Source organism: Luteimonas sp. 3794 (assembly GCF_031456825.1).
Classification (GTDB): domain Bacteria; phylum Pseudomonadota; class Gammaproteobacteria; order Xanthomonadales; family Xanthomonadaceae; genus Luteimonas.
Genome location: NZ_JAVDVJ010000002.1, coordinates 472,214 through 499,208, shown reverse-complemented (window position 1 = coordinate 499,208; position 26,995 = coordinate 472,214). Strand labels below are relative to the sequence as shown.

The window sequence follows — 26,995 nt, the reverse complement described above, 5'->3', positions numbered from 1 at the left end:
TAGAATGGCCGGATGCCTTTGATGACCTTGAATGACGTCGACTACAGCGTCGGCGGACCCTTGCTGCTGGACGGTGTCGAGCTTTCGATCGAACGTGGCGAGCGGATTGCGCTGATCGGCCGAAACGGTGCCGGCAAGTCCACCCTGATGCGCCTGATCGATGGCGAGCTCAAACCCGATGATGGCGAGATCCGTCGCGAGCAGGGCGTGCGTGTCACGCGGCTTGAGCAGGAAGTGCCTGCGGGCGCGGACGGCAGTGTCTACGACGTGGTCGCCGGCGGGCTCGGTGATGCCGGCGCGGCGCTGGCCGAGTATCACCGGCTGCTGCATGCGGAAGACTACGACGCGCTCGCCGATGTGCAGGCGCGCGTCGAAGCACTCGACGGCTGGCGCATCGACCAGCGCGTGACCGAAGTGCTGGAACGCCTGCAGCTCGACGGTGATGCGGCGTTCACCAAGCTCTCGGGCGGCATGAAGCGCCGCGTGCTGCTGGCGCGTGCGGTCGTGTCGGCGCCCGACATCCTGCTGCTCGACGAGCCGACCAACCATCTCGACATCGCGGCGATCGACTGGCTCGAAGGCTTCCTCAAGCAGTGGCCCGGCGCGCTGGTGTTCGTGACCCATGACCGGCGCTTCCTGCGCGCACTCGCCACGCGGATCGTCGAGATCGAGCGCGGTGGGCTGACCAGCTGGCCCGGCGACTGGGACAACTATGTGCGTCGCCGCGAGGAGCGCCTGCACGCCGAAGCCCAGGAACAGCAGCGCTTCGACAAGATGCTGGCGCAGGAGGAAGTCTGGATCCGTCAGGGCATCAAGGCCCGCCGCACCCGCGACGAAGGCCGCGTGCGGCGGCTCAAGGCGATGCGCCTGGAGCGCAGTCAGCGTCGTGACCTGACGGGCAACGTGCGCATGGCCGCCGCGTCGGCGAATGCGTCGGGCAAGAAGGTCGTCGAGATGCAGGACGTCTCGTTCTCGTTCGGTGAGCGCACGCTGATCGAGAACTTCTCGACGACGATCTTCCGCGGCGACCGCATCGGCCTGATCGGCGCCAACGGGACCGGCAAGACCACGCTGCTCAAGCTGCTGCTCGGTGAACTGCAGCCGCAGGCGGGCGAGGTCAAGACTGGCACCCAGCTGCAGATCGCCTACTTCGACCAGTATCGCGCGACGCTGCGCGAGGACTGGAACGCGCTGGAGAACGTCGCCGAGGGTCAGGATTTCGTCGAGATCAACGGCACGCGCAAGCACGTGATCGGGTACCTGCAGGACTTCCTGTTCACGCCGGAACGCGCGCGTGCGCCGATCACCCGGCTGTCGGGCGGCGAGCGCAATCGTCTGCTGCTGGCCAAGCTGTTCGCGCAGCCGTCGAACCTGCTGGTGATGGACGAACCGACCAACGATCTCGACGTCGAAACCCTGGAACTGCTCGAAGAACTGCTGGGCGACTACCCCGGCACGCTGCTGCTGGTCAGCCATGACCGCGACTTCCTCGACAACGTGGTGACTTCGACCCTGGTGATGGAAGGCGAGGGCCGCGTCGGCGAGTACATCGGCGGCTACGAAGACTGGCTGCGCCAGCGGCCGCAGCCGGGCGCGGCGTTGCCGGGCACGACACTCGCACCGAAGGCTGCAGTCACGGCCGCGGCGACTGCTGCGCCGGCGACGCCGGCGCCGGTCGCCAGGCGCAAGCTCAGCTACAAGGATCAGCGCGAACTCGACCTGCTGCCGGCCCGCATCGAGCAGCTGGAAGCGGACGTCGCGCGTCTGACCGCTGACATGCACGCGCCGACGTTCTACCAGCGCGACGCCGAGGCCATTGCCGCGCACGGCCAGCAGTTGCAGGAGGCGCAGAGCGCGCTCGATGCGGCCTATCTGCGCTGGACCGAACTCGACGCCTGATCGCTGCCGCCGCGTCGGCGGACCACTGGAAACCGTCGCCGTGCTGATCACCTGTCCGCTGCCTGCCGAGACCGACCTGCTGGCGCTGCAACGCGCGGCGCCCGCGCGTCATCCGCTGCTGCTGCAGTCGGTCGCGCACGGCACCGCGCATGCGCGCTGGGACCTGCTGCTGGCGACCGACGGCACGCGCCTGCAGCTGGATGTCGACGGCGTCACCCGTGATGGGACCGGCGCATTCGTCGACGGCGATTTCCTCGCTGCGCTGGATGCTGCGTGGACGGATCTGCGCACGCCGCGCGAAGAGCCGCGCTGGCCGTTCCGCGGCGGCTGGGCGCTGTATCTGGGCTATGAGCTGGCGGGGCAGGTCGAGCCGGTGCTGAAGCTGCCGGACGCCGTCGGTGGCCTGCCGGTGGCCGTCGCCTGGCGCTGTCCCGCCGCGGTGCTGCGCGATCACGCGACCGGCGAATGCATCGTGGTCGCCGAAGCCGGTGCCGAGGCGCTGCTCGCCGAGCTCGTGGCCGCTGCCGGCGCTGCAGTCGAACCAGCCCCACCGTGGTATCCACCCGAGACACTCGACGAAGACGCGCCCGTGCGCTTCACCGATGGCGTGCGCCGCGTGCTTGACTACCTCGCGGCCGGCGACGTGTTCCAGGCGAATCTGTCGCGCGGCTGGCAGGCGGGTTTCGACGGCGCGCTCGATCCCGCGGCCCTGTACGCGCGCCTGCGCGAACACAACCCCGCGCCGTTCGCCGGTCTGCTGCAGGGCAATGGCTGGGCGGTGGCGAGTGCATCACCGGAGCGGCTCGTGTCCGTACGCGGCGATCTGGTCGAAACGCGCCCGATCGCCGGCACCCGTGCGCGCTTCGAAGGCGACGACGATGCCGCGCGCGTGCAGGAACTGGTTGGTCATCCGAAGGAGCGCGCCGAGCATGTGATGCTGGTGGATCTCGAACGCAATGACCTGGGCCGCGTCTGCGTGCCCGGCAGCGTGGAAGTCGACGAACTGATGTGCGTGGAGAGCTACGCCCACGTGCACCACATCGTCAGCAATGTGCGCGGGCGGCTGCGCAGCGACGCGACGCCGGGCCGCACGATCGCTGCGGTGTTTCCGGGCGGCACGATCACCGGCTGTCCGAAGGTCCGCTGCATGCAGATCATCGCCGAGCTCGAAGGGCAGGGCCGCGGCGCCTATACCGGTGCGATGGGCTGGATCAACCGCGACGGTGATCTCGACCTCAACATCCTGATCCGCAGCGCCGAGATCGAAGGCGACACCGCGCGCTTTCGCACCGGCGCAGGCATCGTCGCCGATTCCGATCCGGATCGTGAACTGGAAGAGACGCGCGCCAAGGCCCGCGGCACGCTGCGGGCGCTCGGCGTCGCCGACTGATCCCCGTAGGAGCGCGCTTGCGCGCGATGCGACTCAATCCGGATTGCATTCGCGCGCAAGCGCGCTCCTACACCCCCGTCAGTCGATCCGAGCCACCGCACGCAACCGGGGTTCGCCTTCGCCGACCCCTTCCAGGTCCGTCCGTAACCCGTTTTCGTAACCGCCACCGCTGCCCGAGTACAGCAGCCACACCGGACTTTCGTTGCGCAGCACGTCGAGCGCGTTGTGAAAATCGTCGAGGTGGTAATGCAGTGATGGCGCGGTGCCCTGGATGGCGTCCTCGGGCAGGGTCTCGCCGTTGGCGTGGAAGACCAACTGGCCGATCGAGCCGCTGTCGCCGTGCAGCCAGATGCGCGGCGGGAAACGGTTGGCCGAATACATCACCTGATAGCCGGTGATCCGGGTCTGCTGCATGGCGCGCTCCGCGTGGATGTCTGTCTCCGTCACTGACGGGGGAAGCCGCGCCCAGCGGCCATGCCTTGCATGGCCTTCCGCCGGCCACGGTATCCTGCACGCCCTTTCCGCATCGACGGCCCACGCCGCCCATGACCGACTCCGCATCGCCACGTCCCCGTCGCCGCATCGGCAAGATCCTGCTGGGCGGGCTCGTGATCGTCGCGCTGCTGGCCGGCCTGTCCGCCTGGTTCCTGCATGCGCGCTACACCCGCTTCGCGGACGCGCCGCTGGCGGGTCTGTCGACCGACGGCACGCTGGTGGTCGCGCGCGGTGATTCGTTCCAGCGCGTGCTCGGCCGCCTGCGTGAGGCGGGCGCAGTGCAGGGCCACGAACTTGAATGGCGTCTGCTGGCGCGTGAACTCGGCGCCGATGCACGCATCCAGGTCGGCGAATATCCGCTCGATCCGAAGACGACCCCGCGCGAGCTGCTGGTGCGCATGCGCGACGGCAAGGTGATCCATCACCGCTTCACGATCGTCGAAGGTTGGAACATCCGCGAGCTTCGCGCCGCGCTCGGCCGTGCGACGCCCTTGGTGCAGACGCTTCGGGACATCGACGACGCCGCGCTGATGGACGCGCTGGGCAAGCCCGGCGTGCATCCCGAGGGCCGCTTCCTGCCCGAGACCTATCTCTACACCACCGGCGACAGCGACATGGATCTGCTGCGACGCGCGAACACCGCGCTGGAAGCCGCGCTCGACCGCGCCTGGGAATCGCGCGCCGAAGGGCTCGAGCTGAAGGACCGCGAGCAGGTGCTGGTGCTGGCCTCGATCATCGAGAAGGAAACCGGCATTGCCGAAGAACGTCCGGCGATCTCGGGCGTGTTCAATCGGCGCCTGAAGATCGGGATGCGGCTGCAGACCGATCCGACCGTGATCTACGGCATGGGCACTGCCTATGACGGCAACATCCGCCGCAGCGATCTGCAGACCGATACGCCCTACAACACCTACACCCGCGACGGCCTGCCGCCGACGCCGATCGCGATGGCCGGTGCGGCCGCGATCCACGCGGCCACGCACCCGGCCGATGGCGATGCGCTGTATTTCGTCGCGGTCGGCGATGGCAGCGGCCGGCATGTGTTCTCGCCCACCTACGCAGCGCACAACGTCGCGGTGCGCGAGTACGTGCGCCGCTACCGCTCGAAGTTCGGACAGGGCGATGCGAGCAGCGGCAATGCTGCAGAAGCGGCTGTCGGCGGCGACGCCGCGCCGCCGAATGCGATCGAAGTGGAAGCGGCCACCGGCGCAGCGGAATCGGACGGGTGAGCGCATTGAAGACGTACCCGCGCTTCGTGACGATCGAAGGCGGCGAGGGCGCCGGCAAGACCACGGTGCTGCGCGCCCTGCGTGACGCGCTGGCCGTCGATGGACACGAGGTGGTGTGTACGCGCGAGCCCGGCGGCACACCGCTGGCCGAACTGATCCGTGGCCTGTTGCTCAACCCCGGGCACGAGCCCGCACGCCCGGACACCGAACTGCTGCTGGTGTTCGCTGCGCGCGCCCAGCATGTGCGCGAGACCATCGTGCCGGCGCTCGAACGCGGCGCCTGGGTGATCAGCGACCGCTTCACCGATTCCAGCTATGCCTACCAGGGCGGTGGTCGGGGCATCGATCCGGCGCGTATCGCCGCGCTCGAAGCCGCGCATGTCGGCATTGCGCCGGCGATCACGCTGTTGCTCGATCTCGGCGTGGCGCAGGGGCGCGAACGCGCGCGGGGGCGCGATGCGTTTCCCGATCGCATCGAGGCCGAACAGGACGCATTCTTCGAGCGTGTGCGCAGCGCGTTCCTCGCGCGGGCGCAGGCAGAGCCGCAGCGCGTCCGCGTCATCGATGCGACGCGCAGCGCCGACGTTGTCGCCGCCGACGCGGTGCAGGCGCTGCATGCGGCGCGGACCGCGGCATGAGCGCGCAACCCGCATTCGCGCCGTGGCAGGCGCGCATCCATGACCAAGTGCGTAGCGCGCTCGACAGCGGCCGGCTCGGCCATGCGCTGCTGTTCTGTGGGCCGGCGCGTCTCGGCAAGCGCGCGGTCGCCGATGCGCTCGCCGCGCACGTGCTCGGCCTCGATCGCGAGGTGCGCAGTGCGCAGTTGCTCGCAGCCGGCACGCACCCCGATTTCCATGCGGTGTCGTTCGTGCCGACCAAGGACGGCACCAAGCTGCGCACCGAGATCGTCATCGACCAGATCCGCGAGCTGTCGGCCAAGCTGTCGCTGACGCCGCAGTACGGCAGCGCGCAGGTCGCGATTGTCGACCCGGCGGATGCGGTCAACACCTCCGCCTGCAATGCGTTGCTGAAGACGCTCGAGGAGCCGCAGCCGGGCCGTCATCTGTGGCTGGTGGCCGCCAATCCGCTGCGTCTGCCCGCGACGATCCGCAGCCGCTGTCAGCGCATCGAGTTCCGCCTGCCCCCGCGCGAGGAAGCGCTGGCCTGGCTTGCGGGGCGCGGCCATCGGGAAGCCGACGCAGTCGAAGCGCTGGACGCGGCGCGTGGGCATCCCGGCCTCGCGGCCGAATGGCTCGATGGTGGCGGCATGGCCCTGCGGCGCGAGGTGGCCAAGGATCTCGCCGGCGTGGCGAAGGGCGATCTGCCCGTCGTCGCCACCGCGCAGCGCTGGGCCAATGGCGATGACGCGTCGGAACGGGTCGCGCATGCCGCCGATCTCGCGCTTGCGCGTGCATCCGGCTTGACCGATGTCACGGGAATCGGGAAGCTGGCCGCGTGGTTCGACGCCGCCAACCGCACACGTGATCTGCTGAGGACCACGGTGCGCGCCGATCTCGCGATCACTGAGTTGCTGCTCGCCTGGCGCGGCACCGTCGCCCGCAACTGACTTCTACGCTGGAAACCGAACCATGAGCGCAACCGCTGCTGGGGCACGTCAGGGCATTCTGTCGCTCGCCGTCAAGGACAAGGCTGCGCTGTACAACGCGTACATGTCCTATCTCAAGCATGGCGGCATCTTCGTGCCCACGCCCAAGCGCTACTTCCTCGGCGACGAGGTGTTCCTGCTGCTCACGCTGCCCGAGTCCAGCGATCGCCTGCCGACTGCCGGCAAGGTGGTGTGGGTGACGCCGGCCGGCGCGCAGGGCAACCGCACTGCGGGGGTGGGCGTCCAGTTCGCCGATACGCCGGAGGGCGAAGCGGTCAAGAACCGGATCGAAACCTTGCTTGCCGGCACGCTGCAGTCCGAGAAGTCGACCCACACGATGTGAGTCCGTCACCCGCATTGCGCGGGCTTGCGTTCACTACGACGCGCTCAACGCGCGTCGTCGAGCATCGCGCGCAGTGCGGGGTGCCGGATCTCCACAACATCGAACAGACCCGCTGCGCGCAGATACACCGCGCGGCGCAGCAGTTCGTCTTCGTAACCGCGACGCAGGTTCTCATCGTCTTCCTCGGCAATCGCCATCTGGGCGAGTTCCGAGAATGCTTCGATCCAGCCCATCGCCGCGTAGGCATCCGGTGCGGCGGGATGTCCCTGACGCGGCTCGCGGTTCGACAGGGTCGGGACGCCATGCATGAGAGGATCCTTCAGGTGATCTAAACCGGCTGGACGGTATAGTCTAGAATCTCGATCCCTCCGTCAAGACTTCTCTTCATGACCCGCAAGCCCCGCAGCGACGCCCGCGCGCGCATCCTCGATGCGGCGCTTGCCGTGTCCGATCGCGTCGGTGCCGCGCATCTGACCTTAGACGCCGTTGCCGCCGAGGCTGGCGTCAGCAAGGGGGGGCTGCTGTACCACTTCGCGAGCAAGGACCTGCTGCTCAAAGGCGTGGTCGAGCATCACATGGACCAGCACCAGCGCGACCTCGAGTTGGCCGAAACCATGTTTCCAACCACGCCGGGCGGTTATCTGCAGGCATTCGTGCATGCGCAGCGCCAAGGGCTGGAGGCCAAGCTGCATGGCGGCCCGAAGGCGACGCAATCCTTCATCGCGGCTGCGGTCAACACGCCCGAACTGATGGATTCGCCGCGGAAGTACGCGGTCGCCCATGCGCAGCGGCTGCGCAAGCTGGGACCGGATTTCGTCGAGGCGCTGCTGGTCACGCTCGCGTTCGACGGGCTGTTCTTCGGCGATGCGTTCGAGATGCTCGACCTGACCGCGTCGGAACGTGCGGCGCTGATTGCAGCGCTGGAGTCGCGGGCCGCGGCGCTGGCGGCGCGGCATCCGGGCTGATGTCGCCATTGCCGCGCGTGTCGTCGCGGCGATTGATCGGGGCACGTTGATTCGTGAGTGGCGCACCAGCAGTGTGTTGCGGACAGCCTTTCGCGCGCTAGCGCGCTCCTACAAGCCGGCACGAGGCCGCGCCCGAGCGGGCGCGACCTGTTCGAGCTGATTCAGGACGTGCGCGGCAGCGGCTGCAGCGCCGGATTGTCCCAGCCCGGTCGCGGCGCGAAGCGGTCGCCATGGCGCGCCTGCAGTGTGCGCAGGCGTTCGACGATGACGTCGGCGCCGGTGTCGCGGATGTACTGGATCGGGCCACCGCGGAAGGGCGCAAAGCCGGTGCCGAAGATCACGCCCGCATCCAGCAGATCGGCATCGGCGACCACGCCGTCGTGCAGTGCGGCCACGGCCTCGTTGAGCAGCGGCAGGATCAGGCGATCCTGCAGATCTTCCGGTGCCTTGTAGTCCTTCGGTAGGTCGGGCTTCTGCGCCTTGCCTTCGACCCAGGTGTAGAGGCCCTGGCCGTCCTTCTTGCCGCGCTGGCCCGGTTCGGGCGGCGTGGCCAGCGACGCGGGGATGCGCAGGCCGAGGAACGGTGCCAGCTCCTGGCCGACGCCCGATGCGACATCGAGGCCGACGGTGTCGATCAGTTCGATCGGACCCATCGGCATGCCGAAGTCGACGGCGGCCTTGTCGATCGCCTTGCCCGGAATGCCTTCGGCATAGGCGCTCGCGGCTTCGAGCATGTACGGAAACAGCAGGCGGTTGACCAGGAAACCCGGCGTGCCGGCGACCGGCACGGGGAGCTTGTCGATCGACTTGCAGAACGTGGCCAGACGCTGCGTGGTGACCTCGTCGACGCCGTCGTGATGGACGATTTCGACCAGCGGCATCGAGGCGACCGGATTGAAATAATGCAGGCCGGCGAACTGGCCCGGACGCTGCACGCCGCTGCGCAGTTCGTCGAGCGGAATCGACGAGGTGTTGGTGGTCAGCAGCGCGCCCGCGGGCAGCCTCGGTTCGACATCGCTATAGAGGCTGCGCTTGGCGTCCGCGTTTTCGACGATCGCTTCGATCACCAGATCGGCATCGGTGATGCCGTCACCTGCGAGATCGGAGCGCAGACGCGCGGCGACTTCGGGGCGCTTGGCCGGATCCTTGACCTTCTTCTCGAACAGCGTCGCGGCGCGGGTCTGCGCCTTGTCGATGAACTGTTGCTCGCGGTCCTGCAGGGTGACATCGAAGCCCTTGTAGGCCGACCACGCGGCGATATCGCCGCCCATGACGCCGGCGCCGACAACGTGGACGCGCCTGATGGGCACCTGGCCGCTCGCAGCCTTGCCGCCGAGGCCCTTGAGGCGCTCCATCAGGAAGAAGACGCGAGTGAGGTTGCGCGCGGTCGGCGTGCCGGCGAGCTTGACGACGGATTTGCGTTCGGCGTCCAGCAGGCGCCGGGTGTCGCCCGACGCGCGGCGCCAGGTTTCGATCATCGCGTAAGGGGCAGGGTAGTGCTGCTTACGCGCCTTGCGCGCGACCTGCTTGACCAGCACCGGTGCCAAGGCTTGGCGCACCGGCCAGATGTTCGTGGCCCAGCCCATGAAGCGTTGCTTGAACGGACGCGTGGTGCCCTTGCGCGCCAGCGCGATCGCCGCATCCACGATCAGCGCCGGCTCGACCACCTTGTCGACCAGGCCGATGCCGCGCGCGGCCTTCGCTGACAGCGCACGACCGGTGAGCATCATGTCGAACGCAGCCGGTGCGCCGACAAGCCTCGGCAGGCGCACGCTGCCACCCCAGCCGGGATAGATGCCCAGCTTCACTTCGGGCAGGCCGATCTTCGTCGACGGATCATCGCTGGCGACGCGGTAGTCGCAGGCCAGGGCGATCTCGGTGCCGCCGCCCATGCAGAATCCATGAATCGCGGCGACCGTGGGGCAGGGCAACTCGGCCAGGCGCTGGAACGTCATCTGGCCGCGGCGGATCGAATCGCCGATCGTGCCCTTGGCATCAAACGCCTGGAATTCACGGATGTCGGCGCCGGCGATGAAGCCTTTCGCCTTGGCCGAGCGGATGACCAGCGCTTTCGGCGGATCGAGCGCGAGGCGTTCGAGCAGGGCATCGAGCTCGATCAGCACATCCTGCGCAAAGGTGTTGACCGATTCGTCAGCACGGTCGAAGAACAGCACGAGCACACCGTCTTCGCGCGGTTCGGCTTGCCAATGACTGAAGCGAAGCCCGTCGAGGCCTGCGAACATACGACACCATTCTTGTAGGTATGTGGGATCTGCCTATGATCCCGAGGTTGCTTCGACGCCGTCAAATCGGCGCTTGAAAGCTGCGTTTGAATTGATCGCCGCGTGCGCCAGAGATTGGAGCGCATCCACGTCTTGCAGGGCGCGGGCGCCGCCCCAAGAACAGGCAGCACGGTGACGCGGCGACGATGCCACACCGCCTGTGACGGAACTTTTCGCGCAGTGACCTGTCCTAACTACCCGAGCCAGGCCGGGTGTCCCCAAGGAGATCCGGCCCGATGGTCGCAGAACACCACAGCCAGGAGCGGATTCAACTGGACGAGGAACTGGTCAAGCGGGTACAGGCGGGCGACACCGCAGCCTTCGATCTGCTGGTGCGCAAGTACCAGCACCGGATCGCGGCGTTGATCGGGCGTTACGTCTCCGACTGGAGTGAAGTCCAGGACGTCGCCCAGGAAACCTTCATCCGCGCCTATCGCGCGATGGGGAACTTCCGCGGCGATGCGCAGTTCTATACCTGGCTGCACCGGATCGCGGTCAACACCGCGAAAAACCATCTGGTGGCGCACAACCGCCGTCCGCCGACGGACGACATCGACATCGAGGACGCGGAGCATTTCGACAGCGGCATCCGCCTGCGCGACAGCGATACGCCCGAGCGTGAGCTGATGCGCCAGCAGCTGGAACACACGGTGATGCGCGCGGTCGAAGCACTGCCCGAGGAACTCCGGGTGGCGATCAACCTGCGCGAAGTGGACGGCCTGAGTTACGACGAAATCGCCGAACGCATGGGTTGTCCGATCGGCACCGTGCGTTCCCGGATCTTCAGGGCACGCGAGGCGATTGATCGCGAACTGCGGCCTTTGATGGACAACGAAACACAAGTGGAGCGCGTGACCCGATGAACACTGCCGACGACATCGATACCCTGCAGATCGGCCCCGATCCCGACAAGCTCGAGCGGTTCCACCGCCAGCAGCTGTCGACGATGCTCGATGGCGAGCTGTCGCAGGACCAGGCGCGCTTTCTGCGCCGCCGGCTCGAGCATGACGCGGAACTGTCCGGCTGCTTCGAGCGCTGGCAGGTCTGCGGCGATGTACTGCGCGGCCGCCAGGTCTCGCTGCTGCCGCCAGATTTCGCTGATCGTGTCGCGCGCGGCATCGCGGCCGGCGATGTGGTGATCGCGCAGGTGCCGGCGGCCAGGCGTCCGCGTCTGCTGCGCTGGGGTGGCGGTGCCGCGCTGGCCGCTTCGGTCGCGCTGGTGGCGCTGTTCGTCGGTCGTCCGGGCGCATCCTTCGACGACGCCGACGACGTGTTGCCGGTGGTTGCCGATGCAGCGTCTGCTGCGCCGGCCGCGCCACGCGCATCGGACGCGGTGGCCGATGCATCCGCAATCCAATCCCCATCGCCGGTGGACGCGACAGCGGCAATGGCCGGTGCGGCCGCCTTGGCCGCGGGCGAAGTACCGCGTCGTGGCAACGGCGAGCGCGCCTCTCGCGGTCAGTCGCAGCGCGCCGCGTTGCGGAGTACGCAGGCCCGTCAGGCCACCGAGACGCGCATGGTGGCCTCGGCTGCATCTTCGCGACCGGCCGTCACGAGTGACACGGTGGCGACCACATTGGTCGCGGCGCCGGTGATCGCCGCCGGTCTACCGGACGCCCCCATCGGCGCGCGGCCCTGGCCGAAGGCGTCGTCGCTGTCGGCCAACAGCAGTTTCTCGGTGCGCTACGGCGATTCGTTCGCCGCACCGTCTTGGGATGCGCCGCCGGTGTCGGGCGGCTCCGTACTTCCGAGCTTCCCGGTCGATCCCGCCGACGCCGCGCGTCCGCAGCTGCGCGCCGTCCCCTGAGCCCTATCTGAAGTGTCCTGACGCCACGCGCGGCCATCCCGCGCCCGCTGCATCGTTTCGCATCGCATATTTCCCTCAGAGTCCGTCATGTCCTCGATGAAGAAGTCCCTGCTCGCGGTGTCGCTCGTGGCCGTGCTCTCGGCCGGCACCACTGCCTTTCTCCTGCCGAGCGCCACCGCGCAATCCGGCGCCCAGACGCCGGCCGATGCCGCCGCCAGCGTGTCGTCGACCCCCGAAGCGCCCCTGGTCTCGGGTCTGCCCGATTTCACCCGCCTGGTCGAGCGCGTGGCCCCGGCCGTCGTCAGCATCGAATCGACGATCGGGCCGCGGCAGTCCCGTGGGCAGCAGATGCCCGACGATGCGCAGATTCCCGAGATCTTCCGCCGCTTCTTCGGCCCCGGCTTCGAGATGCCGGGTGGACCGGGTGGACCGGGTGGTCCGGGTCGCGGTGGCAACGCGCCGCGTGGTACGTCGATGGGCACCGGTTTCATCATCTCGGCCGACGGCTATCTGCTGACCAACCACCACGTCGTCGATGGCGCGGAAGAGGTCAAGGTGCGGCTCTCCGACCGTCGCGAGTTCACCGCCAAAGTGGTCGGCAGCGACGCCGAATCCGACGTCGCCGTGCTCAAGATCGACGCCACCGGCCTGCCCACGCTGCGTTTCGGCAATGGCGCCAGCGTGAAGCCCGGCCAGTGGGCGGTCGCGATCGGCTCGCCGTTCGGCTTCGAGCAGTCGGTGACCGCCGGCATCGTCAGCGCCGTGCAGCGCGCCAACCAGTACGCCGACCAGCGCTACGTGCCTTTCATCCAGACCGATGTGCCGATCAACCAGGGCAACTCGGGTGGTCCACTGCTCAACGTGGCGGGTGAGGTGATCGGCATCAACTCACAGATCTTCAGCAACTCCGGCGGCTACATGGGCGTGAGTTTCGCGATTCCGATCGATCTGGCGGCGAACGTGGCCGAGCAGATCAAGAAAACCGGCAGCGTGCAGCGTGGTTCGCTCGGCGTGCAGGTCTCTAATGTGACCTCCGAAGTCGCAGCCGGCTTCAAGCTGCCCGATACCAAGGGCGCGCTGGTGCAGGAGGTCCTGCCGGGCAGTCCGGCGCAACGTGCGGGCCTCGAGCCCGGCGACGTGATCCGCGCGGTCGACGGCACCGAGATCATCGCATCGAGCGAGCTGCCACCGCTGGTTGGTGGCAAGACGCCCGGCACCAAGGTGCGTATGACCGTTCTGCGAGAAGGCCGTACGCGCGATTTCGACGTCACCCTGACCGCGCTCGATGCGGGTGCGGCAACTGCGGCGACGCGTGGCGAATCGGCGGCAGCGCCCGGCTCGGCTGCAAGCGGTAATCCCTTGGGTCTGACCGGCCGCGATCTCGACGCCGCGCAGCGGCGCCAGTTCGGACTTGCCGGCGATGAAGGTGTGCTTGTCGCCAGCGCCGGTCGTGGCGCGGCGGCGAGTGCCGGTATCGCCCAGGGCGACGTGATTCTTCGCGTCGGCCGTACGCCCGTGGGCAGTGCCGCGGCCCTCGACAGGGCCCTGCGTGACGTCAAGCCGGGCGACACGGTGATGCTGCTCGTCCGCGGACGCGGCGGTGCGACGCAGTACCGCGCTGTTTCGGTGCCGGACGCCGCCGAGCGCTGATCGCTGCCCCGGTGTGCGAAACCCACGGCCCGCGCACTCCGCGGGCCGTTTTCGTAGGCGCGCCGGCATTCGGGGTGAACGGCGCAACCTGCCGGATCCGCCGGCCGCGTGCGACGCGGGCGCTGTGCGATAATCGCCCGTTACCTTTTCGACGACGGCCCGGCCGCCGCCCAATGACCCACGATCCGATGCGGAACATCCGCAACTTCTCCATCATCGCCCACGTCGACCATGGCAAGTCGACGCTCGCTGATCGCATCATCCAGATCTGTGGCGGCCTCCAGGCGCGCGAGATGGAAGCGCAGGTGCTCGACTCGAATCCGATCGAGCGCGAGCGCGGCATCACGATCAAGGCGCAGTCGGTGTCGCTCCCGTACAAGGCGCGTGACGGGCAGATCTATCATCTGAACTTCATCGACACGCCGGGCCACGTCGACTTTTCCTACGAGGTGAGCCGCTCGCTGGCCGCCTGCGAGGGCGCGCTGCTGGTCGTCGACGCGGCGCAGGGTGTGGAAGCGCAGTCGGTCGCCAACTGCTATACGGCGATCGAACAGGGTCTGGAAGTGATTCCAGTGCTCAACAAGATCGACCTGCCGACGGCCGACATCGAGAAGGCCAAGGCTGAGATCGAAGCGGTGATCGGCATCGATGCCGAAGATGCCGTCGCGGTGAGTGCCAAGACCGGCCTCAACGTGGAAGAGGTGCTCGAGGCGATCGTGCATCGCATTCCGCCGCCGAAGCCGCGCGATACCGATCGCCTGCAGGCGCTGATCATCGACTCCTGGTTCGACAATTACCTGGGTGTCGTGTCACTGGTGCGCGTGATGCAGGGCGAGATCACGCCCAAGACCAAGATCCTGGTGATGTCGACCGGGCGCACGCACGACGTCGACAAGGTCGGTGTGTTCACGCCCAAGCGCAAGGAATTGCCTGCGCTGCGTGCGGGCGAGGTGGGCTGGATCACCGCGTCGATCAAGGACGTGCACGGCGCGCCGGTCGGCGACACGCTGACCCTGGCCGCGAAGCCCGCCGAGAAGCCGCTGGCCGGCTTCCAGGAGATGCAACCGCGCGTGTTCGCCGGTCTGTTCCCGGTCAATGCGGAGGACTACCCGGATCTGCGCGAAGCGCTGGACAAGCTGCGCCTCAACGACGCCGCGCTGCGCTTCGAGCCCGAGAGCTCTGAAGCGATGGGCTTCGGGTTCCGCTGCGGCTTCCTCGGCATGCTGCACATGGAGATCGTGCAGGAGCGTCTGGAGCGCGAATACGATCTCGACCTGATCAGCACCGCGCCCACGGTGATCTACGAGGTGCTCAAGATCGACGGCGAAGTGATGCCGCTGGACAATCCGGCCAAGCTGCCGCAGGCGAACCTGATCCAGGAAGTGCGCGAGCCGATCATCCGCGCCAACATCCTCACGCCGGAGGCCTACATCGGCGCGATCATCAAGCTCTGCGAAGACAAGCGCGGCGCGCAGATCGGCATCCAGTATCTCGCCAGCCAGGTGCAGATCAGCTACGAGCTGCCGATGGCCGAAGTGGTGCTCGACTTCTTCGACAAGCTCAAGTCTGCCAGTCGCGGTTACGCCTCTCTGGACTACCACTTCGTGCGATTCGACGCCGGCCCGTTCGTGCGCGTGGACACGCTGATCAATGGCGACAAGGTCGACGCGCTGTCGTTGATCGTGCATCGCAGCCACGCCGACCGCCGCGGCCGCGAACTGACCGAAAAAATGAAGGAACTGATCCCCCGCCAGCAGTTCGACGTAGCGATCCAGGCCGCGATCGGCGCGCAGGTCATCGCCCGCACCACGGTCAAGGCGCTGCGCAAGAACGTATTGGCCAAGTGCTACGGCGGCGACATCTCGCGCAAGAAGAAGCTTCTGGAAAAGCAGAAGGAAGGCAAGAAGCGCATGAAGCAGGTCGGCCGCGTGGAGATTCCGCAGGAAGCCTTCCTGGCGGTGCTGAGCACGTCGCGCGAGTCCTGATTCGTGTTTTCATAGCGGCGGCCCAGCGCGGCCGCCCGATCCCGTGTCCGAGGATGCTGCATGAAATGGTTTGAGACCGCCCTGGTCGTGCTGACGCTGCTGACCGGCGTCATCTGGCTGCTCGACAAGCTGGTGCTGGCCAAGGCGCGCGCGCGTCGCGCCGGACTGCTCGAGGAAAAGGAACCGATCGTCGTCGATTACGCGAAGGCCTTCTTCCCGGTGCTGTTCGTCGTGCTGATCCTGCGCAGCTTCGTGTCGGAGCCGTTCCGTATTCCGTCCAGTTCGATGATGCCGACGCTGCTGATCGGGGATTTCATCCTGGTCAACAAGTTCAGCTACGGCATCCGTCTGCCGATCACCAACAAGAAGGTCATCGACATCGGCGAGCCGGCGCGCGGCGATGTGGTGGTGTTCCGCCCGCCGCAGCATCCCGACCAGGACTGGATCAAGCGTGTCATCGGCCTGCCGGGCGATACCGTGGAATTCCGCGACAACCAGATCTTCGTCAACGGTACGCCGTTCGAATACCAGCGCGTCGGCACCTACGAGGGCGCGGGCCGTGGCGCCGAGATGACCGGCGCATCGCTCTACACCGAGCAGATGCCGGGCCGCAGCCATGACATCCTGCACATCGACCAGGCCGCGCCGTTCCATCTGGGCGAGGGCACGTTCCATGTGCCGCAAGGGCATTACTTCGTCATGGGCGACAACCGCGACCGCAGCGATGACGGCCGCTTCTGGGGTACGCTCCCCGAGACCCAGCTGCGTGGCAAGGCGTTCCTGATCTGGATGAACGTCGATACCGCCGCGCCGGGCTGGGTGGATTGGGGAAGGATCGGGCAGAGCATCAAGTGACCAATGGCATCGGCTCTAGGGGAGCGTCCATGAAACGTAAACAAGGCGGCATCACGCTGCTCGGATTCATTATTGTTCTCGGGCTCATCGGCTTTTTCGCCTATGTGGGCATGAAGTTGTTTCCGATGTACTCGGAGTATTACAGCGTGAAGTCCGCGCTCAAGGGCATGTCCAACGAGGCGGATACGGCCGCAGCTGACCCGGCACGCATTCAAGAGCTCTTTTTTCGTCGCCTGATGATTGACTACACATCGAACGTGAAGCCCGAGCACTTCAAAATCCGTCGCGCCGATAACGGCTGGCAGATTGATGTGCAGTACGAAGTCCGTCGCCCGCTGATCTTCAACCTCGATGTCGTGGGCAAGTTCCATGCGACCCAGACCTTGAAGCGCGGTGGCGACGGAGTTTGACCGTCAGCAGGGTCGGTTCGCGGGGCATGTGTTCCGGGATCCAGGCCTGCTGGTTCAGGCGCTGACGCATCGCAGCGCCGGCGCTCCGCACAACGAACGTCTGGAATTCCTCGGCGACGCCGTGCTCGGGGCGCTGGTCGCCGAGTCGCTGTACAGTCGCTGGCCGAATGCCGACGAGGGCACGCTGACCCGCGCGCGCGCGGAACTGGTGCGCGAGTCTTCGCTGGCTGCAGTCGCGCGCGAGCTCGACCTCGGCGCACGCCTGGTCATGGGGCCGGGCGAACTGAAGTCCGGTGGCCACCGTCGCGATTCGATCCTGTCAGATGCGCTTGAAGCGGTGATCGCCGCGATCTATCTCGATGCCGGACTCGACACCTGCTGCGAGGTGATCCTCCCGTTGTTCGAGAAGACCATGGTCGCGCTGGCCAGCGGCCGCGTTGCCAAGGATGCCAAGACCCGGCTGCAGGAGTGGCTACAGGGGCGGCAGAAGGCGCTGCCGGTCTACGAACTGCTGTCGGAAAGTGGCGAGGAGCATGCCAAGACGTTTCTGGTGCGCTGCGCTCTGAGCGATGCCGGCGTCGCTGCCGAAGGGCAGGGCAGTTCGCGCCGTGCGGCCGAGCAGCGGGCGGCCGAGGCGGTGATGGGACTGCTCGAAGCGGCGCCCTGAGCCCGCTCTAGCCGGTTGCAGTGGTTTCCGCGTCGCGCCTCCGGCATTTCCGTAGAATGCCGGCATGACCGAACCCCACACCACGCCCCACCATGCCGGCTACGTCGCCGTCATAGGCCGACCCAATGTCGGCAAGTCCACCTTGGTCAATGCCCTCGTCGGCGCCAAGGTGAGCATCGTCTCCAACCGTCCGCAGACCACGCGCCATCGTCTGCTCGGCATCGCGACGTTCCCGGAAGGCCAGCTGATGCTGGTCGACACGCCCGGTATCCACCGCGAGCAGAAGCGCGCGATGAACCGGATCATGAACCGCGCGGCGCGTGGCGCACTGGAAGGCGTCGATGCGGCCTTGCTGGTCGTCGTCGCCGGGCGCTGGGACGACGAGGACAGTCTGGCCTTTGACGCGCTGCACGAGGCCGGCGTGCCGGTGGTGCTGGTCGTCAACCAGGTCGACCGGATCAAGGACAAGACGGCCCTGCTGCCGTATCTGCAGAAGGTCACCGAAGGCCGCGATTTCGCCGGCGTCGTGCCGCTGTCCGCGCTCAAGCGCAAGGGTCTGGAGCAGCTGAAGTCGACCGTGTTTCCGCTGATACCGGCGCAGGACGCGCTGTTCGGCGAAGACGAGATTACCGACAAGAGCCAGCGCTTCCTGGCCGGCGAACTGGTGCGCGAGCAGCTGATGCGTCAGCTCGGCAATGAACTGCCGTATGCGACCACGGTCGAGATCGAGAGCTTCGCCCTGGATGGCACCATGCTGCGCATCGGCGCGGTGATCTGGGTCGAGCGCGAAGGCCAGAAGGCGATCGTGATCGGCAAGGCCGGCACCCGGCTCAAGGACATCAGCACCAAGGCGCGCATGGGCATGGAGCGTCTGTTCGACGCCAAGGTGTTCCTGGAGACCTGGGTGCGCGTGCGCGAAGGCTGGTCCGACGACGAAGCCGCGCTCAAGGCGCTCGGCTACGGCGACTAAGGTCACGCGCGCATGAGTGAAGCTGCCGACAACGCCGACCGCCTGCACGGGCATTGCCTGTGCGGCGGCGTCGCGCTCAGCGTGCCGGCACATGTGCATGCGGTGCACGCCTGCCATTGCGGTGCCTGCCGCCGATGGCATGGCGGACCGGCGATGGTGCTGCCAGCGGGAGAGGACCTGCGCATCGAAACGGGTGACGCGCTGGTTCGCAGGTTCGCATCCTCGGACTGGGCCGAGCGCGCATTCTGCGGGGCCTGCGGCAGCAGCCTGTTCTTCCGTAGCACCGGCGAAGGACAGCACTACGTCGCCGCCGGTCTGTTCGATGCGATTCCCGGCGCGCACTTCGAAGCGGAAATCTTCATCGACGCCAAACCGGAGTGGTACGCGCTCGACGGACCGGGCGAACATCTGACCGGCGAGGCGTTCTTCGCCCGTATCGGCGCCGGCTGACGCAGGCCACGGGCCGACGGTGCGCATCGAGGAACAGCCGGCGTTCGTGCTGCACACACGGCCCTGGCGCGAGACCAGTCTGCTGGTCGAAGTCCTGAGTCTCGACCACGGCCGGCTCGGCCTGGTGGCGCGCGGCGTACAGGGGCCGAAGAAACACGTGCTGCGGGCCGCGCTGCAGCCGTTGCAGCACATCCGTCTGAGCGCCGTGCTGCGCGGCGAACTGGCGCAGCTGCGCTCGGCCGAAGCGCTCGATGCGGCCCCCCGGCTCACCGGTGATGCCATGCTCGCCGGCTTCTACATCAGCGAACTCGTGCTCCGGCTCGCACCGCGCCAGGATCCCGCGCCCGAGCTCTACGCGGCATTCGCGGACGTGCGACAGCGGCTGGCCGTCGAAGGCCTGGCCTGGACGCTGCGCCGGTTCGAGCGTGACCTGCTCGATGCGATCGGCCTGGGGTTCGCCTACGACACCGACGGCGATGGCAATGAAATCGAGCCGGCTGCGCGCTATCGACTCGACCCCGAGCATGGCCCGCGTCGTCTACATCGTGACGGCGAGGCCGCGAACCGGAGCGCGGCAGCGACCGGGCACGCCCTGCTGGCGCTCGCGGCCGACACCGCACCGGATGCGGCCGACATGGCGAGTCTGCGCCGCGCCCTGCGCGCAGTGCTCTCACATCATCTGGGGCCGCGCGGTCTCAAGTCCTGGGAACTGGCGGCCCAGTCGCCACGGCGCTGAGCCTTCAGCCATTCGCGCTTTCGCGCGTAGCGTCCAGGGTCTCGAGGAACGCATGTAGCGCGACCGCCGATGCGGGCTCCACATGCAGCACGCGCGCCGCCAGGCCCAGGCGCTCTGCGCCGACGAAGCCGCAGCCCGCGCGCAGCCGGTGCAGATCGCCGCGGACCGCGTTCTCGTCCCCCGCCGCTGCTGCGGCTGCGATCCTCGCACGGGTGCCGTCGAGTTCCCCGACGAACAGGTCGCGCAACCCGCGGACGTTGCCGCTGTTGCCGCCGACCGCGGCGAGTGCGGTTTCACCATTCCACAAGGGCGCTTCGCCACTGCGTCGCGCATCGGGCAGCGGCGCCGCCGGATGCGTGCCGCTGCGACGCCCCAATACCCCGCGGATCGCCCCCAGCCAGACATCGGCCCCCACCGGTTTGCTGATCGCGGCCGCAAAGCCCTCGGCGCGCAGAGCATCGAGCTCGCGGCGTTCCCGCGCGGCGGTGTGGGCGATGGCGGGGGCGGTGCAACCCGCTGCCCGCAATCGGGCCAGCAGAGTGGCGCCGGTGCCATCGGGCAGATTGGCGTCGATCAGCCAGGCGTCGTAGGCGTTCACTGTGGCCAGCGCGTACGCAGCTTCGACCGAGTCGGCAATGTCGACTTCGGCGGGAAGTGCAGCACTTGCAGCTTGCAGGAAACTGCGGCTTGTAGGGTCGTCCTCGACCAGCAGCAATCGATTCATCGCGTCCTCGATGTCACGGGTATCCTGCGGCGATGCCGCGCCCCGTCCTGATGATCCTACCGCTGTTTTTCGCCTGTGTGCCGATTGCGGTGCAGGCCCAGTCGATGCAGGCGCGAATCGCGAAGGTCGAGGCGGCCGGCGTGACCCTGAGCGACGTGCGCCTGACCCTGGATTGGCCTGCGGCGGCACCGCAGGGGCAGTTGCGGCTGCAGGCTGGCGATCTCGACGCCGGCGCACTCGGTTGGCGTTTCCGCAACCTCGACTGGCGCTGCCCGTTGCAGCGGCACGTTGTGGGTGATGACACCCGTTGGCAATGCGAGGGACCGGTCCGCAGCGGTCGGGGGGCGCCCTTGCAGCTGTCGCTCGTCCTCGATTCGGCGACGACGACGGCTGCGCTTTCCACGGGCGCTGCGCACGTGGGGCTGTCGCGCAACGCGGCAGCGCCTGACGCCACCCGGCTCGATCTGCAGCGCGTGCCGGCGGCCTGGGTCGAAGCCCTGTTGCGCGCGGGTTGGGCATCCGCGCGGCTGCCCGCTGGCGCTCTCGACGGCGAGGTCCGGATTGCCTCACCGGCCGACCGCCCCGTACGGGTGGAGGCGGATCTCGCCATTGTTGGACTCGCTCTGGAAACCGAGGACGGCAGCGTCGCTGCTGCCGATGTCGATGCCGATCTCCAGGTGCATCTCACGCTGCCCGACGAGGGGTTGGACGCACGCGTCGACGGTCGCCTCCGCGGGGGTGAACTGCTGTTCGGCAATGCCTACCTCGCCTTGCCGGACGCGCCTATCCGAATCGGCGTCGATCTCGCGCGTGTCGGCGAGGGCAACTGGACACTGCCGCGCCTGCAATGGCAGGACGGTGACACCCTTCAGGTCGTTGGCAATGCGCGACTGACGCCCGAATTCGACATCGGTGCGCTCGCCGTCTCCGCGGTCAGTGCCGATGCCTCGGCACTGCCGGCGCGCTATCTCTCCGGCTGGCTGGGGCCTGCGGGCATCCCGGGCCTGTCGTTGGCCGGCGGCTTCCGTGCGGCGCTGGAGATCGACGGATCCACCTTGCGTAGGGGCGAACTCGCGTTTCAGCGCCTCGATATCGACGATGCCGACGGCCGCTTCCGCCTCGACGGGCTCGATGGCACGGTGCGTTACGCCGCGTCGACACCTGTGCGCAGCGCCTTCGCCTGGCGCGGCGGGGCGCTGTACGGCATGCCCTTCGACGCGGCGGCGTGGAGCCTGGAGAGTGGTGGCGGCGTGTTGCGTCTGCGCGAGCCGGTTGCGTTCTCGTTTCTCGGCGGTGAGATCGGTTTCGAATCGCTGCAGTTGCAACCGCCCTCCGGCGATACCGGCCTGCGCATGCAGACCGCGCTGCGGCTCGATGCGCTGGACATTGGCATGCTCGCGAAAACGCTCGACTGGCCGGCGTTCGAAGGCGTGCTTGCCGGGCGCATTCCAACGGTGCGCTACGCCGAGAACCGCATCGATTTCGACGGCGGCCTGTCGATGACCCTGTTCGACGGCCGCATCGATGTGTCGTCGTTGGCGATAGAGCGGCCGTTCGGCGTCCTGCCGACAGTGACCGGTGACCTTGCGCTCTCGTCGCTGGATCTGCATGCGCTGACCGGCGTGTTCGGCTTCGGCAGCATCGAAGGGCGCCTGCACGGGCGCATCGACGGCCTGCGGCTGGTCGACTGGAACGCGACCGCGTTCGATGCCGAGCTGCACACCGAGGCTGCGCCGGGCGTGCGCCAGCGCATCAGCCAGCGCGCCGTGCAGGACATCTCCAGCGTCGGTGACGCTTCGTTCGTGACGACCCTGCAGGGCCGGGCAATCGCGCTGTTCGACGACTTCGGTTATCGCGGCATCGGCATCTCGTGCCGCTTGCGCAATGCAGTCTGCCGGATGGGCGGCCTGCGTTCAGAGGGCAACGCCTTTACTATCGTCCAGGGTGCAGGCCTGCCACGTCTGAACGTGGTGGGCTTCAACCGGGACGTCGACTGGCCTGTGCTGGTCGAGCGCCTCGCAGCCGCCGCAGGTGGTGATGTCGCGCCGGTCATTGAATGACCGGCGCTCCGTATTTTTGACAGGAGAGTGTCGATGGCGCGTTGGATGGGTTTGCCGGCCGTGGCCGCACTGGCGTTGACCGCCTGCGTGACGATCAATGTGTATTTTCCCGCTGCCGAGGCCAAGGAAGCGGCGCGCGAGTTCGTCGAGAACGTGATCGGCGATCAGGCGCCCGCGACCGAGACGCCGCCCGCGAGCGTGCCCGGCGGCGGCATGGCGCAGACCTCGACGCGCTTCGATCCCTGGATGCTGATCGGTATCGGTAGCGCGCAGGCGCAGGCGCCTGACATCAGCATCCGCACGCGGGCGATCCAGGCCATCCAATCGCGCATGGAGCAGCGCTTCAACGGCACCCTGCGCCCCCATTTCGATTCCGGCGCGCTCGGCTTCGGCGGCAACGGCATGATCGTCGTGCGCGACGCCTCACAGTTGCCAATCAAGGACCGCGTCGCGGTGAACTCGGCTGTCGCCGACGACAATCGCGATCGACAGGCCGTGTACCGCGAGATCGCGGTCGCGAACGGGCATCCCGAGTGGGAATCGCAGATCCGCGACGTGTTCGCACGCCAGTGGATTGCGAGTGCGCGTCCGGGCTGGTGGTATCAGCAGGGCGGGAGCTGGACGCAGAAGTAATCCCCGGCTGCGAATTTGCGCCGAGGGGCGTGGATTGGAGGCAGGCGCCGAAGCTCAGGCGCGCGCTTGCGCGATGGGTGTTCGCGGTGGAGCCCCATCGCGCGCGAGCGTGCTCGTGCAGGACGGGCTGCGCAGTAGCGCTTCTGCGACAATGCGCGGCCCTTCTGCCCGCAGCCTTCGCCACGTGGCCCGTAAACGTCTCGATCAGACCCCCTTCGAGGTCGATGTCCTCAACCTCACCCACGACGGCCGTGGCGTCGCGCGCTTGCCCGATGGCAAGGCGCTGTTCGTCACCGGCGCGCTGCCGGACGAGCAGGTCGTCGCCCAGCGCTTTGCGCGTTCGCGCAGTTTCGACGAGGCGGTGACGCTCGAGGTGCTGCGCGCCTCCGAACACCGCATCACGCCGCGTTGCCCGCATTTCGGGACCTGCGGCGGCTGTGTGCTGCAGCACCTGGATGCCGAGCAGCAGATCATCGCCAAGGACCGCGTGCTGCGCGAGAACTTCGAGCGCATCGGCCATGTCACGCCGAAGCGCTGGATGGCACCGATGGTCGATCGCGCCTGGGGCTACCGGCGCAAGGGCCGGTTTTCGGTCAAGCGGGTGGAGAAGAAGGGCAAGACGCTCGTGGGCTTCCGCGAGCGCGATCCGCGCTTCGTCGCCGAGCTGCAGGAATGCCATACGGTGATCGCGCCGATCGCCGCGATCATTCCGGCGCTGGCGCAGCTCGTCGACGGCATGGACGCGCGCAGCACGCTGCCGCAGATCGAGTTCATCGCCGGCGATCCGCGCCCGGAGTTCGACGGCATCGCGCTGGTGTTCCGCCATTTGCAGCCTTTGAGCGAATCCGATGTGGCAGCGCTGCTGGCGTTCGGGCAGCAGCACCGCATGGCGATCTTCCTGCAGCCCGGCGGCAACGACAGCGTGCATGCACTGTGGCCGGAGGCGCCGGCGCTTTCGTTCCGGCTTGAAGACTGGGACATCGAACTGAAGTTCAGGCCGCTGGATTTCATCCAGGTCAATGCCGGCCTCAACCGGACGATGATCGCGCGCACGCTCGAGCTGCTCGATGTGCAACCCGACGACCGCGTGCTCGATCTGTTCTGCGGCCTGGGCAATTTCACATTGCCGCTGGCGCGCCGCGTGCGCGAGGTCGTCGGCGTGGAAGGCGAGGCCGGTCTGGTGGCGCGGGCGAAGGAGAACGCGGTGCACAACGGGCTTCTCAATGCCCAGTTCCATGCCGCCGATCTCACCCAGGACCAGCGCAGCGCGTCGTGGATGCGGCAGGGCTTCGACAAACTGCTGCTCGATCCGCCGCGCTCGGGCGCGAGTGATGTGCTGCGCCAGCTGCCGCTTGAACGTTTCAAACGCATCGTCTACGTCAGTTGCCATCCGGCATCGCTGGCGCGCGATGCGGGCTACCTGGTCAACGAGCGTGGGTGGACGCTCTCGGATGCGGGCGTCATGGACATGTTCCCGCAGACCGCGCACGTCGAATCCATCGCCCTGTTCGAGAAACGCTGAGGACTGCATGGGCATCGAGATCGAACGCAAATTCCTCGTCGTGTCCGACGCCTGGCGCGCGGCCGCGCATGCGGTGGTGCCGATGGCGCAGGGCTATCTCAACGATGCCGCGTCGATCGCCAGCGGCGCGCAGAACGCTTCGGTGCGCGTACGCATCGAGGGCGATGTGGCGTTCCTCAACATCAAGTCGCGCGAGCCCGGTACCACGCGGCAGGAGTTCGAACTGCCGCTGCCGGTCGACGATGCGCAGGCGCTTCTGAAGCTGTGCGTCGGCGGGCTGGTCGAGAAGCGCCGGCACCTCGTGCGCTTCGGCGCGCATCTGTGGGAAGTCGATGAGTTCCTCGGCGACAACGCCGGTCTCGTGGTCGCCGAGATCGAACTCGACGACGCCGACGAAGCCTTCGATCGGCCCGACTGGCTGGGCGTCGAAGTCACCGCGCACCAACGCTATTTCAACCTCGCGCTGGCCGCACGTCCGTTCTCGCGCTGGGACGCGGCGGAACGCGGCTGACCGCTGCCTTCGGACCGCGCGGTTGGTTGGTACGCGAAGCCGAGCTGAAGCACCGCGCGAGCGGTGCGTGACGCGCGGGCAGCGGCAGCATCCATCGCGAGTCTCCGACTGCGACTGAACACGTCGCCTCGCCCGACGGCACGCGCGCCCGCATCTGCGACAATGCCCGTCCGCGCCATGGGGCGTGTTCGATGGAGAGGTCCGCAATGCTCGTGATCGGCGTCGCCGGCACCGAACTCACCGCGCAGGAGCGCGACTGGCTGCAGCACGATGCCTGCGCCGGCGTGATCCTGTTCAAGCGCAACTTCGCCTCGCGCGCGCAGATCGCCGAACTCTCGGCCGCGATCCGCGACGCCGCGCCGCGTTCGCAGCTGGTCTGCGTGGACCAGGAAGGCGGCCGTGTGCAGCGCTTCCAGGACGGCTATTCCGAACTGCCGTCACTCGCCGGTTTCGGCGCGCAGTATCTCGCCGATCCTGATGCTGCGATGGCCGCGTCGCGTGCGCACGCGCGCTTGATGGCGCAGGAAGTGCGCGCCAGCGGCGTCGATCTGAGCTTTGCGCCTGTGGTCGATGTCGGCCACGGCAATCTCGCGATCGGGGATCGCTCGTTTTCTGAGGATCCTCGAATCGTCGCAGCGCTCACGCGTGCCTATGTCGAAGGCATGCACGAGGCCGGCATGGCCGCGACGCTCAAGCACTTCCCGGGTCACGGCTCGGTGCGCGAGGACACGCATTTCGACGACGCGGTCGACAACCGCAGTCTCGATGCCATCCGCGCGCACGATCTGGTGCCGTTCGTCGCCGGCATTGATGCCGGCGCCGATGCGGTGATGCTGGCCCATGTGGTCTATCCGCAGGTCGCGGCGGAACCGGCCGGCTATTCGCCGCTGTGGATCAACACCATCCTGCGCGAGCAGATGGGCTTCCGCGGCGTCGTGTTCTCCGACGACATCGGCATGGCCGCGGCGTCTTCCGCTGGCGGCATCAAATCGCGCGTCGATGCGCACCTCGACGCCGGCTGCGACGTCGTGCTCGTCTGCCATCCCGAACTCGTCGCCGAATCGCTGGCCGCGGTCGAAGGCCGCGCCCTCAACACCATGGCGCTGACCGGCCTGATCGGACGTGGTCCGCTCGGCTGGGACGGCGCGATCGCCGGCGACGCGTCCGCCCCCCGCACTGGAGACATCGCATGAACGTCCCACGCCTCGACGACGTGATCGACACCGCCGACCTGCTGTTCGACCGCGACGCGCTCGAAGACGCCATCGAGACGATGGCCGAAGAGATCGCCGACGAGTACGGCGACGACGACGTGCCGCCGGTCTACATCACGATCATGCACGGCGGCATGCCGTTCGCCACCCAGCTCGCGTTCGCGATCGGCGAGAACGAAGTCGATCTCGAGTTTGACTATCTGCACGCCACCCGCTACCGCGGCAACACCACCGGCTCGGGCCTCGCCTGGCTGCATCGCCCCGCGACCCCGCTGCAGGGCCGCCGCGTGCTACTGGTCGACGACATCCTCGACGAAGGCCACACCCTCAAGGCCGTGCGTCAGTGGGTCGAAGACCAGGGCGCGGCTGACGTCCGCGTCGCCGTACTCGCGGTCAAGGTCCACGACCGCGGCGTGGACGGCGTCGAAGCTGACTACGTCGGCGTCGAAGTACCGGACCGGTATGTATTCGGCTACGGCATGGATTTCCATGAGCAGGGCCGGAATCTGCCTGGGATCTACGCGCTGGCGGAGTGACTGGCTGAGCGCATTGCGGCTTTGCCAGTGGCCGATGCCGCGTCCCACTCGGAATC

Annotated in this window: 27 protein-coding genes; 23 read left to right on the top strand and 4 right to left on the bottom strand. The window is 67.6% G+C overall.

Annotated elements, in window-relative coordinates; all coding sequences use genetic code 11:
* Nucleotides 1-12: 12 nt before the first annotated feature.
* Nucleotides 13-1,899 carry an ATP-binding cassette domain-containing protein gene (locus tag J2X52_RS05895; RefSeq protein ID WP_310150093.1) on the top strand — a complete coding sequence of 629 codons (1,887 nt, stop codon included), beginning with the start codon at nucleotides 13-15 and terminating at the stop codon, nucleotides 1,897-1,899.
* 40 nt (nucleotides 1,900-1,939) lie between these two features.
* Nucleotides 1,940-3,289 carry an aminodeoxychorismate synthase component I gene (locus J2X52_RS05890; RefSeq protein ID WP_310150091.1) on the top strand — a complete coding sequence of 450 codons (1,350 nt, stop codon included), beginning with the start codon at nucleotides 1,940-1,942 and terminating at the stop codon, nucleotides 3,287-3,289.
* 78 nt (nucleotides 3,290-3,367) lie between these two features.
* On the opposite strand, the gene J2X52_RS05885 is transcribed toward J2X52_RS05890, so the two are convergent.
* Nucleotides 3,368-3,703: a hypothetical protein gene (locus J2X52_RS05885; RefSeq protein WP_310150089.1), complete on the bottom strand. Its 336-nt coding sequence runs from the start codon at nucleotides 3,701-3,703 to the stop codon at nucleotides 3,368-3,370.
* Between the two features lie 131 nt (nucleotides 3,704-3,834).
* Here J2X52_RS05885 and mltG point away from each other — a divergent pair, with 131 nt between their 5' ends.
* From mltG to J2X52_RS05865, 4 genes are read left to right on the top strand one after another with little or no spacing between them, the layout of a single operon-like run.
* Nucleotides 3,835-5,013, top strand: coding sequence for an endolytic transglycosylase MltG (mltG, locus tag J2X52_RS05880; protein WP_310150086.1), 1,179 nt, complete (start codon nucleotides 3,835-3,837; stop codon nucleotides 5,011-5,013).
* On the top strand, nucleotides 5,010-5,651 hold the full coding sequence (gene tmk, locus J2X52_RS05875; protein ID WP_310150084.1) for a dTMP kinase: 642 nt from the start codon (nucleotides 5,010-5,012) through the stop codon (nucleotides 5,649-5,651). Before mltG ends, tmk begins: the two co-directional genes overlap by 4 nt.
* Complete coding sequence (locus tag J2X52_RS05870) at nucleotides 5,648-6,580, top strand: DNA polymerase III subunit delta' (protein WP_310150081.1); 933 nt, start codon at nucleotides 5,648-5,650, stop codon at nucleotides 6,578-6,580. The genes tmk and J2X52_RS05870 overlap by 4 nt, the downstream gene beginning before the upstream one ends.
* Before the next feature lie 22 nt (nucleotides 6,581-6,602).
* Nucleotides 6,603-6,962 (top strand): PilZ domain-containing protein, encoded by a 360-nt coding sequence (locus J2X52_RS05865; RefSeq protein ID WP_232134856.1) that lies wholly within the window; start codon nucleotides 6,603-6,605, stop codon nucleotides 6,960-6,962.
* Nucleotides 6,963-7,006: 44 nt separating this feature from the next.
* Here J2X52_RS05865 and J2X52_RS05860 read toward each other — a convergent pair whose 3' ends face one another.
* Nucleotides 7,007-7,270 (bottom strand): hypothetical protein, encoded by a 264-nt coding sequence (locus J2X52_RS05860; protein WP_310150073.1) that lies wholly within the window; start codon nucleotides 7,268-7,270, stop codon nucleotides 7,007-7,009.
* 78 nt (nucleotides 7,271-7,348) lie between these two features.
* On the opposite strand from J2X52_RS05860, the gene J2X52_RS05855 reads away from it, so the two are divergent.
* A complete protein-coding gene (locus J2X52_RS05855) occupies nucleotides 7,349-7,927 on the top strand; it encodes a TetR/AcrR family transcriptional regulator (RefSeq protein WP_310150070.1) in 579 nt (192 codons plus the stop codon).
* Between the two features lie 161 nt (nucleotides 7,928-8,088).
* Here J2X52_RS05855 and J2X52_RS05850 read toward each other — a convergent pair whose 3' ends face one another.
* A complete protein-coding gene (locus J2X52_RS05850; RefSeq protein WP_310150065.1) occupies nucleotides 8,089-10,170 on the bottom strand; it encodes a 3-hydroxyacyl-CoA dehydrogenase NAD-binding domain-containing protein in 2,082 nt (693 codons plus the stop codon).
* A 275-nt stretch (nucleotides 10,171-10,445) separates the two neighbouring features.
* On the opposite strand from J2X52_RS05850, the gene rpoE reads away from it, so the two are divergent.
* The 10 genes from rpoE to recO all read left to right on the top strand — a co-directional run bounded on the left by rpoE (nucleotide 10,446) and on the right by recO (nucleotide 19,739).
* The gene (gene rpoE / locus J2X52_RS05845; protein ID WP_310150062.1) at nucleotides 10,446-11,072 is read left to right on the top strand and encodes an RNA polymerase sigma factor RpoE; all 627 of its coding nucleotides are present in this window, start codon (nucleotides 10,446-10,448) and stop codon (nucleotides 11,070-11,072) included.
* On the top strand, nucleotides 11,069-12,016 hold the full coding sequence (locus J2X52_RS05840) for a sigma-E factor negative regulatory protein (protein WP_310150060.1): 948 nt from the start codon (nucleotides 11,069-11,071) through the stop codon (nucleotides 12,014-12,016). The genes rpoE and J2X52_RS05840 overlap by 4 nt, the downstream gene beginning before the upstream one ends.
* Nucleotides 12,017-12,103: 87 nt before the next feature.
* The gene (locus J2X52_RS05835; RefSeq protein WP_310150057.1) at nucleotides 12,104-13,666 is read left to right on the top strand and encodes a Do family serine endopeptidase; all 1,563 of its coding nucleotides are present in this window, start codon (nucleotides 12,104-12,106) and stop codon (nucleotides 13,664-13,666) included.
* A 188-nt stretch (nucleotides 13,667-13,854) separates the two neighbouring features.
* Nucleotides 13,855-15,651 carry a translation elongation factor 4 gene (lepA, locus tag J2X52_RS05830; protein ID WP_310150289.1) on the top strand — a complete coding sequence of 599 codons (1,797 nt, stop codon included), beginning with the start codon at nucleotides 13,855-13,857 and terminating at the stop codon, nucleotides 15,649-15,651.
* A 60-nt stretch (nucleotides 15,652-15,711) separates the two neighbouring features.
* Nucleotides 15,712-16,506 carry a signal peptidase I gene (lepB, locus tag J2X52_RS05825; RefSeq protein ID WP_310150054.1) on the top strand — a complete coding sequence of 265 codons (795 nt, stop codon included), beginning with the start codon at nucleotides 15,712-15,714 and terminating at the stop codon, nucleotides 16,504-16,506.
* A gap of 29 nt (nucleotides 16,507-16,535) precedes the next feature.
* Complete coding sequence (locus J2X52_RS05820) at nucleotides 16,536-16,916, top strand: DUF4845 domain-containing protein (protein ID WP_310150051.1); 381 nt, start codon at nucleotides 16,536-16,538, stop codon at nucleotides 16,914-16,916.
* Nucleotides 16,900-17,583 carry a ribonuclease III gene (gene rnc / locus J2X52_RS05815; RefSeq protein WP_310150043.1) on the top strand — a complete coding sequence of 228 codons (684 nt, stop codon included), beginning with the start codon at nucleotides 16,900-16,902 and terminating at the stop codon, nucleotides 17,581-17,583. The genes J2X52_RS05820 and rnc overlap by 17 nt, the downstream gene beginning before the upstream one ends.
* Before the next feature lie 64 nt (nucleotides 17,584-17,647).
* Nucleotides 17,648-18,553: a GTPase Era gene (gene era, locus J2X52_RS05810; RefSeq protein ID WP_310150040.1), complete on the top strand. Its 906-nt coding sequence runs from the start codon at nucleotides 17,648-17,650 to the stop codon at nucleotides 18,551-18,553.
* Nucleotides 18,554-18,565: 12 nt separating this feature from the next.
* Nucleotides 18,566-19,003: a GFA family protein gene (locus tag J2X52_RS05805; RefSeq protein ID WP_310150037.1), complete on the top strand. Its 438-nt coding sequence runs from the start codon at nucleotides 18,566-18,568 to the stop codon at nucleotides 19,001-19,003.
* Between the two features lie 19 nt (nucleotides 19,004-19,022).
* Nucleotides 19,023-19,739 carry a DNA repair protein RecO gene (gene recO, locus J2X52_RS05800; protein WP_310150034.1) on the top strand — a complete coding sequence of 239 codons (717 nt, stop codon included), beginning with the start codon at nucleotides 19,023-19,025 and terminating at the stop codon, nucleotides 19,737-19,739.
* A 4-nt stretch (nucleotides 19,740-19,743) separates the two neighbouring features.
* On the opposite strand, the gene J2X52_RS05795 is transcribed toward recO, so the two are convergent.
* Nucleotides 19,744-20,463 carry a response regulator gene (locus J2X52_RS05795; RefSeq protein ID WP_310150031.1) on the bottom strand — a complete coding sequence of 240 codons (720 nt, stop codon included), beginning with the start codon at nucleotides 20,461-20,463 and terminating at the stop codon, nucleotides 19,744-19,746.
* A gap of 32 nt (nucleotides 20,464-20,495) precedes the next feature.
* On the opposite strand from J2X52_RS05795, the gene J2X52_RS05790 reads away from it, so the two are divergent.
* From J2X52_RS05790 to J2X52_RS05765, 6 genes are all read left to right on the top strand, one after another.
* Nucleotides 20,496-22,523 (top strand): hypothetical protein, encoded by a 2,028-nt coding sequence (locus J2X52_RS05790; RefSeq protein WP_310150028.1) that lies wholly within the window; start codon nucleotides 20,496-20,498, stop codon nucleotides 22,521-22,523.
* 33 nt (nucleotides 22,524-22,556) lie between these two features.
* On the top strand, nucleotides 22,557-23,156 hold the full coding sequence (locus J2X52_RS05785) for a YdbL family protein (protein ID WP_310150025.1): 600 nt from the start codon (nucleotides 22,557-22,559) through the stop codon (nucleotides 23,154-23,156).
* 184 nt (nucleotides 23,157-23,340) lie between these two features.
* Complete coding sequence (rlmD, locus tag J2X52_RS05780; RefSeq protein ID WP_310150022.1) at nucleotides 23,341-24,678, top strand: 23S rRNA (uracil(1939)-C(5))-methyltransferase RlmD; 1,338 nt, start codon at nucleotides 23,341-23,343, stop codon at nucleotides 24,676-24,678.
* A 7-nt stretch (nucleotides 24,679-24,685) separates the two neighbouring features.
* Entirely contained in the window at nucleotides 24,686-25,189 is a 504-nt protein-coding gene (locus tag J2X52_RS05775) for a CYTH domain-containing protein (protein ID WP_310150018.1), read from the top strand.
* A 206-nt stretch (nucleotides 25,190-25,395) separates the two neighbouring features.
* A complete protein-coding gene (nagZ, locus tag J2X52_RS05770) occupies nucleotides 25,396-26,382 on the top strand; it encodes a beta-N-acetylhexosaminidase (protein WP_310150017.1) in 987 nt (328 codons plus the stop codon).
* Entirely contained in the window at nucleotides 26,379-26,939 is a 561-nt protein-coding gene (locus J2X52_RS05765) for a hypoxanthine-guanine phosphoribosyltransferase (RefSeq protein WP_310150014.1), read from the top strand. The genes nagZ and J2X52_RS05765 overlap by 4 nt, the downstream gene beginning before the upstream one ends.
* Nucleotides 26,940-26,995 lie beyond the last annotated feature (56 nt).

Excerpts from the sequence above, each read along its gene's own strand:
- J2X52_RS05895 (WP_310150093.1), top strand. The coding sequence starts at position 13 with ATGCCTTTGATGACCTTGAATGACGTCGACTACAGCGTCGGCGGACCC.
- J2X52_RS05885 (WP_310150089.1), bottom strand. The coding sequence starts at position 3,703 with ATGCAGCAGACCCGGATCACCGGCTATCAGGTGATGTATTCGGCCAAC.
- mltG (WP_310150086.1), top strand. The coding sequence starts at position 3,835 with ATGACCGACTCCGCATCGCCACGTCCCCGTCGCCGCATCGGCAAGATC.
- J2X52_RS05870 (WP_310150081.1), top strand. The coding sequence starts at position 5,648 with ATGAGCGCGCAACCCGCATTCGCGCCGTGGCAGGCGCGCATCCATGAC.
- J2X52_RS05865 (WP_232134856.1), top strand. The coding sequence starts at position 6,603 with ATGAGCGCAACCGCTGCTGGGGCACGTCAGGGCATTCTGTCGCTCGCC.
- J2X52_RS05860 (WP_310150073.1), bottom strand. The coding sequence starts at position 7,270 with ATGCATGGCGTCCCGACCCTGTCGAACCGCGAGCCGCGTCAGGGACAT.
- J2X52_RS05855 (WP_310150070.1), top strand. The coding sequence starts at position 7,349 with ATGACCCGCAAGCCCCGCAGCGACGCCCGCGCGCGCATCCTCGATGCG.
- J2X52_RS05850 (WP_310150065.1), bottom strand. The coding sequence starts at position 10,170 with ATGTTCGCAGGCCTCGACGGGCTTCGCTTCAGTCATTGGCAAGCCGAA.
- rpoE (WP_310150062.1), top strand. The coding sequence starts at position 10,446 with ATGGTCGCAGAACACCACAGCCAGGAGCGGATTCAACTGGACGAGGAA.
- J2X52_RS05840 (WP_310150060.1), top strand. The coding sequence starts at position 11,069 with ATGAACACTGCCGACGACATCGATACCCTGCAGATCGGCCCCGATCCC.
- J2X52_RS05835 (WP_310150057.1), top strand. The coding sequence starts at position 12,104 with ATGTCCTCGATGAAGAAGTCCCTGCTCGCGGTGTCGCTCGTGGCCGTG.
- lepA (WP_310150289.1), top strand. The coding sequence starts at position 13,855 with ATGCGGAACATCCGCAACTTCTCCATCATCGCCCACGTCGACCATGGC.
- lepB (WP_310150054.1), top strand. The coding sequence starts at position 15,712 with ATGAAATGGTTTGAGACCGCCCTGGTCGTGCTGACGCTGCTGACCGGC.
- J2X52_RS05820 (WP_310150051.1), top strand. The coding sequence starts at position 16,536 with ATGAAACGTAAACAAGGCGGCATCACGCTGCTCGGATTCATTATTGTT.
- era (WP_310150040.1), top strand. The coding sequence starts at position 17,648 with ATGACCGAACCCCACACCACGCCCCACCATGCCGGCTACGTCGCCGTC.
- J2X52_RS05805 (WP_310150037.1), top strand. The coding sequence starts at position 18,566 with ATGAGTGAAGCTGCCGACAACGCCGACCGCCTGCACGGGCATTGCCTG.
- J2X52_RS05795 (WP_310150031.1), bottom strand. The coding sequence starts at position 20,463 with ATGAATCGATTGCTGCTGGTCGAGGACGACCCTACAAGCCGCAGTTTC.
- J2X52_RS05790 (WP_310150028.1), top strand. The coding sequence starts at position 20,496 with ATGCCGCGCCCCGTCCTGATGATCCTACCGCTGTTTTTCGCCTGTGTG.
- J2X52_RS05785 (WP_310150025.1), top strand. The coding sequence starts at position 22,557 with ATGGCGCGTTGGATGGGTTTGCCGGCCGTGGCCGCACTGGCGTTGACC.
- J2X52_RS05775 (WP_310150018.1), top strand. The coding sequence starts at position 24,686 with ATGGGCATCGAGATCGAACGCAAATTCCTCGTCGTGTCCGACGCCTGG.
- nagZ (WP_310150017.1), top strand. The coding sequence starts at position 25,396 with ATGCTCGTGATCGGCGTCGCCGGCACCGAACTCACCGCGCAGGAGCGC.
- J2X52_RS05765 (WP_310150014.1), top strand. The coding sequence starts at position 26,379 with ATGAACGTCCCACGCCTCGACGACGTGATCGACACCGCCGACCTGCTG.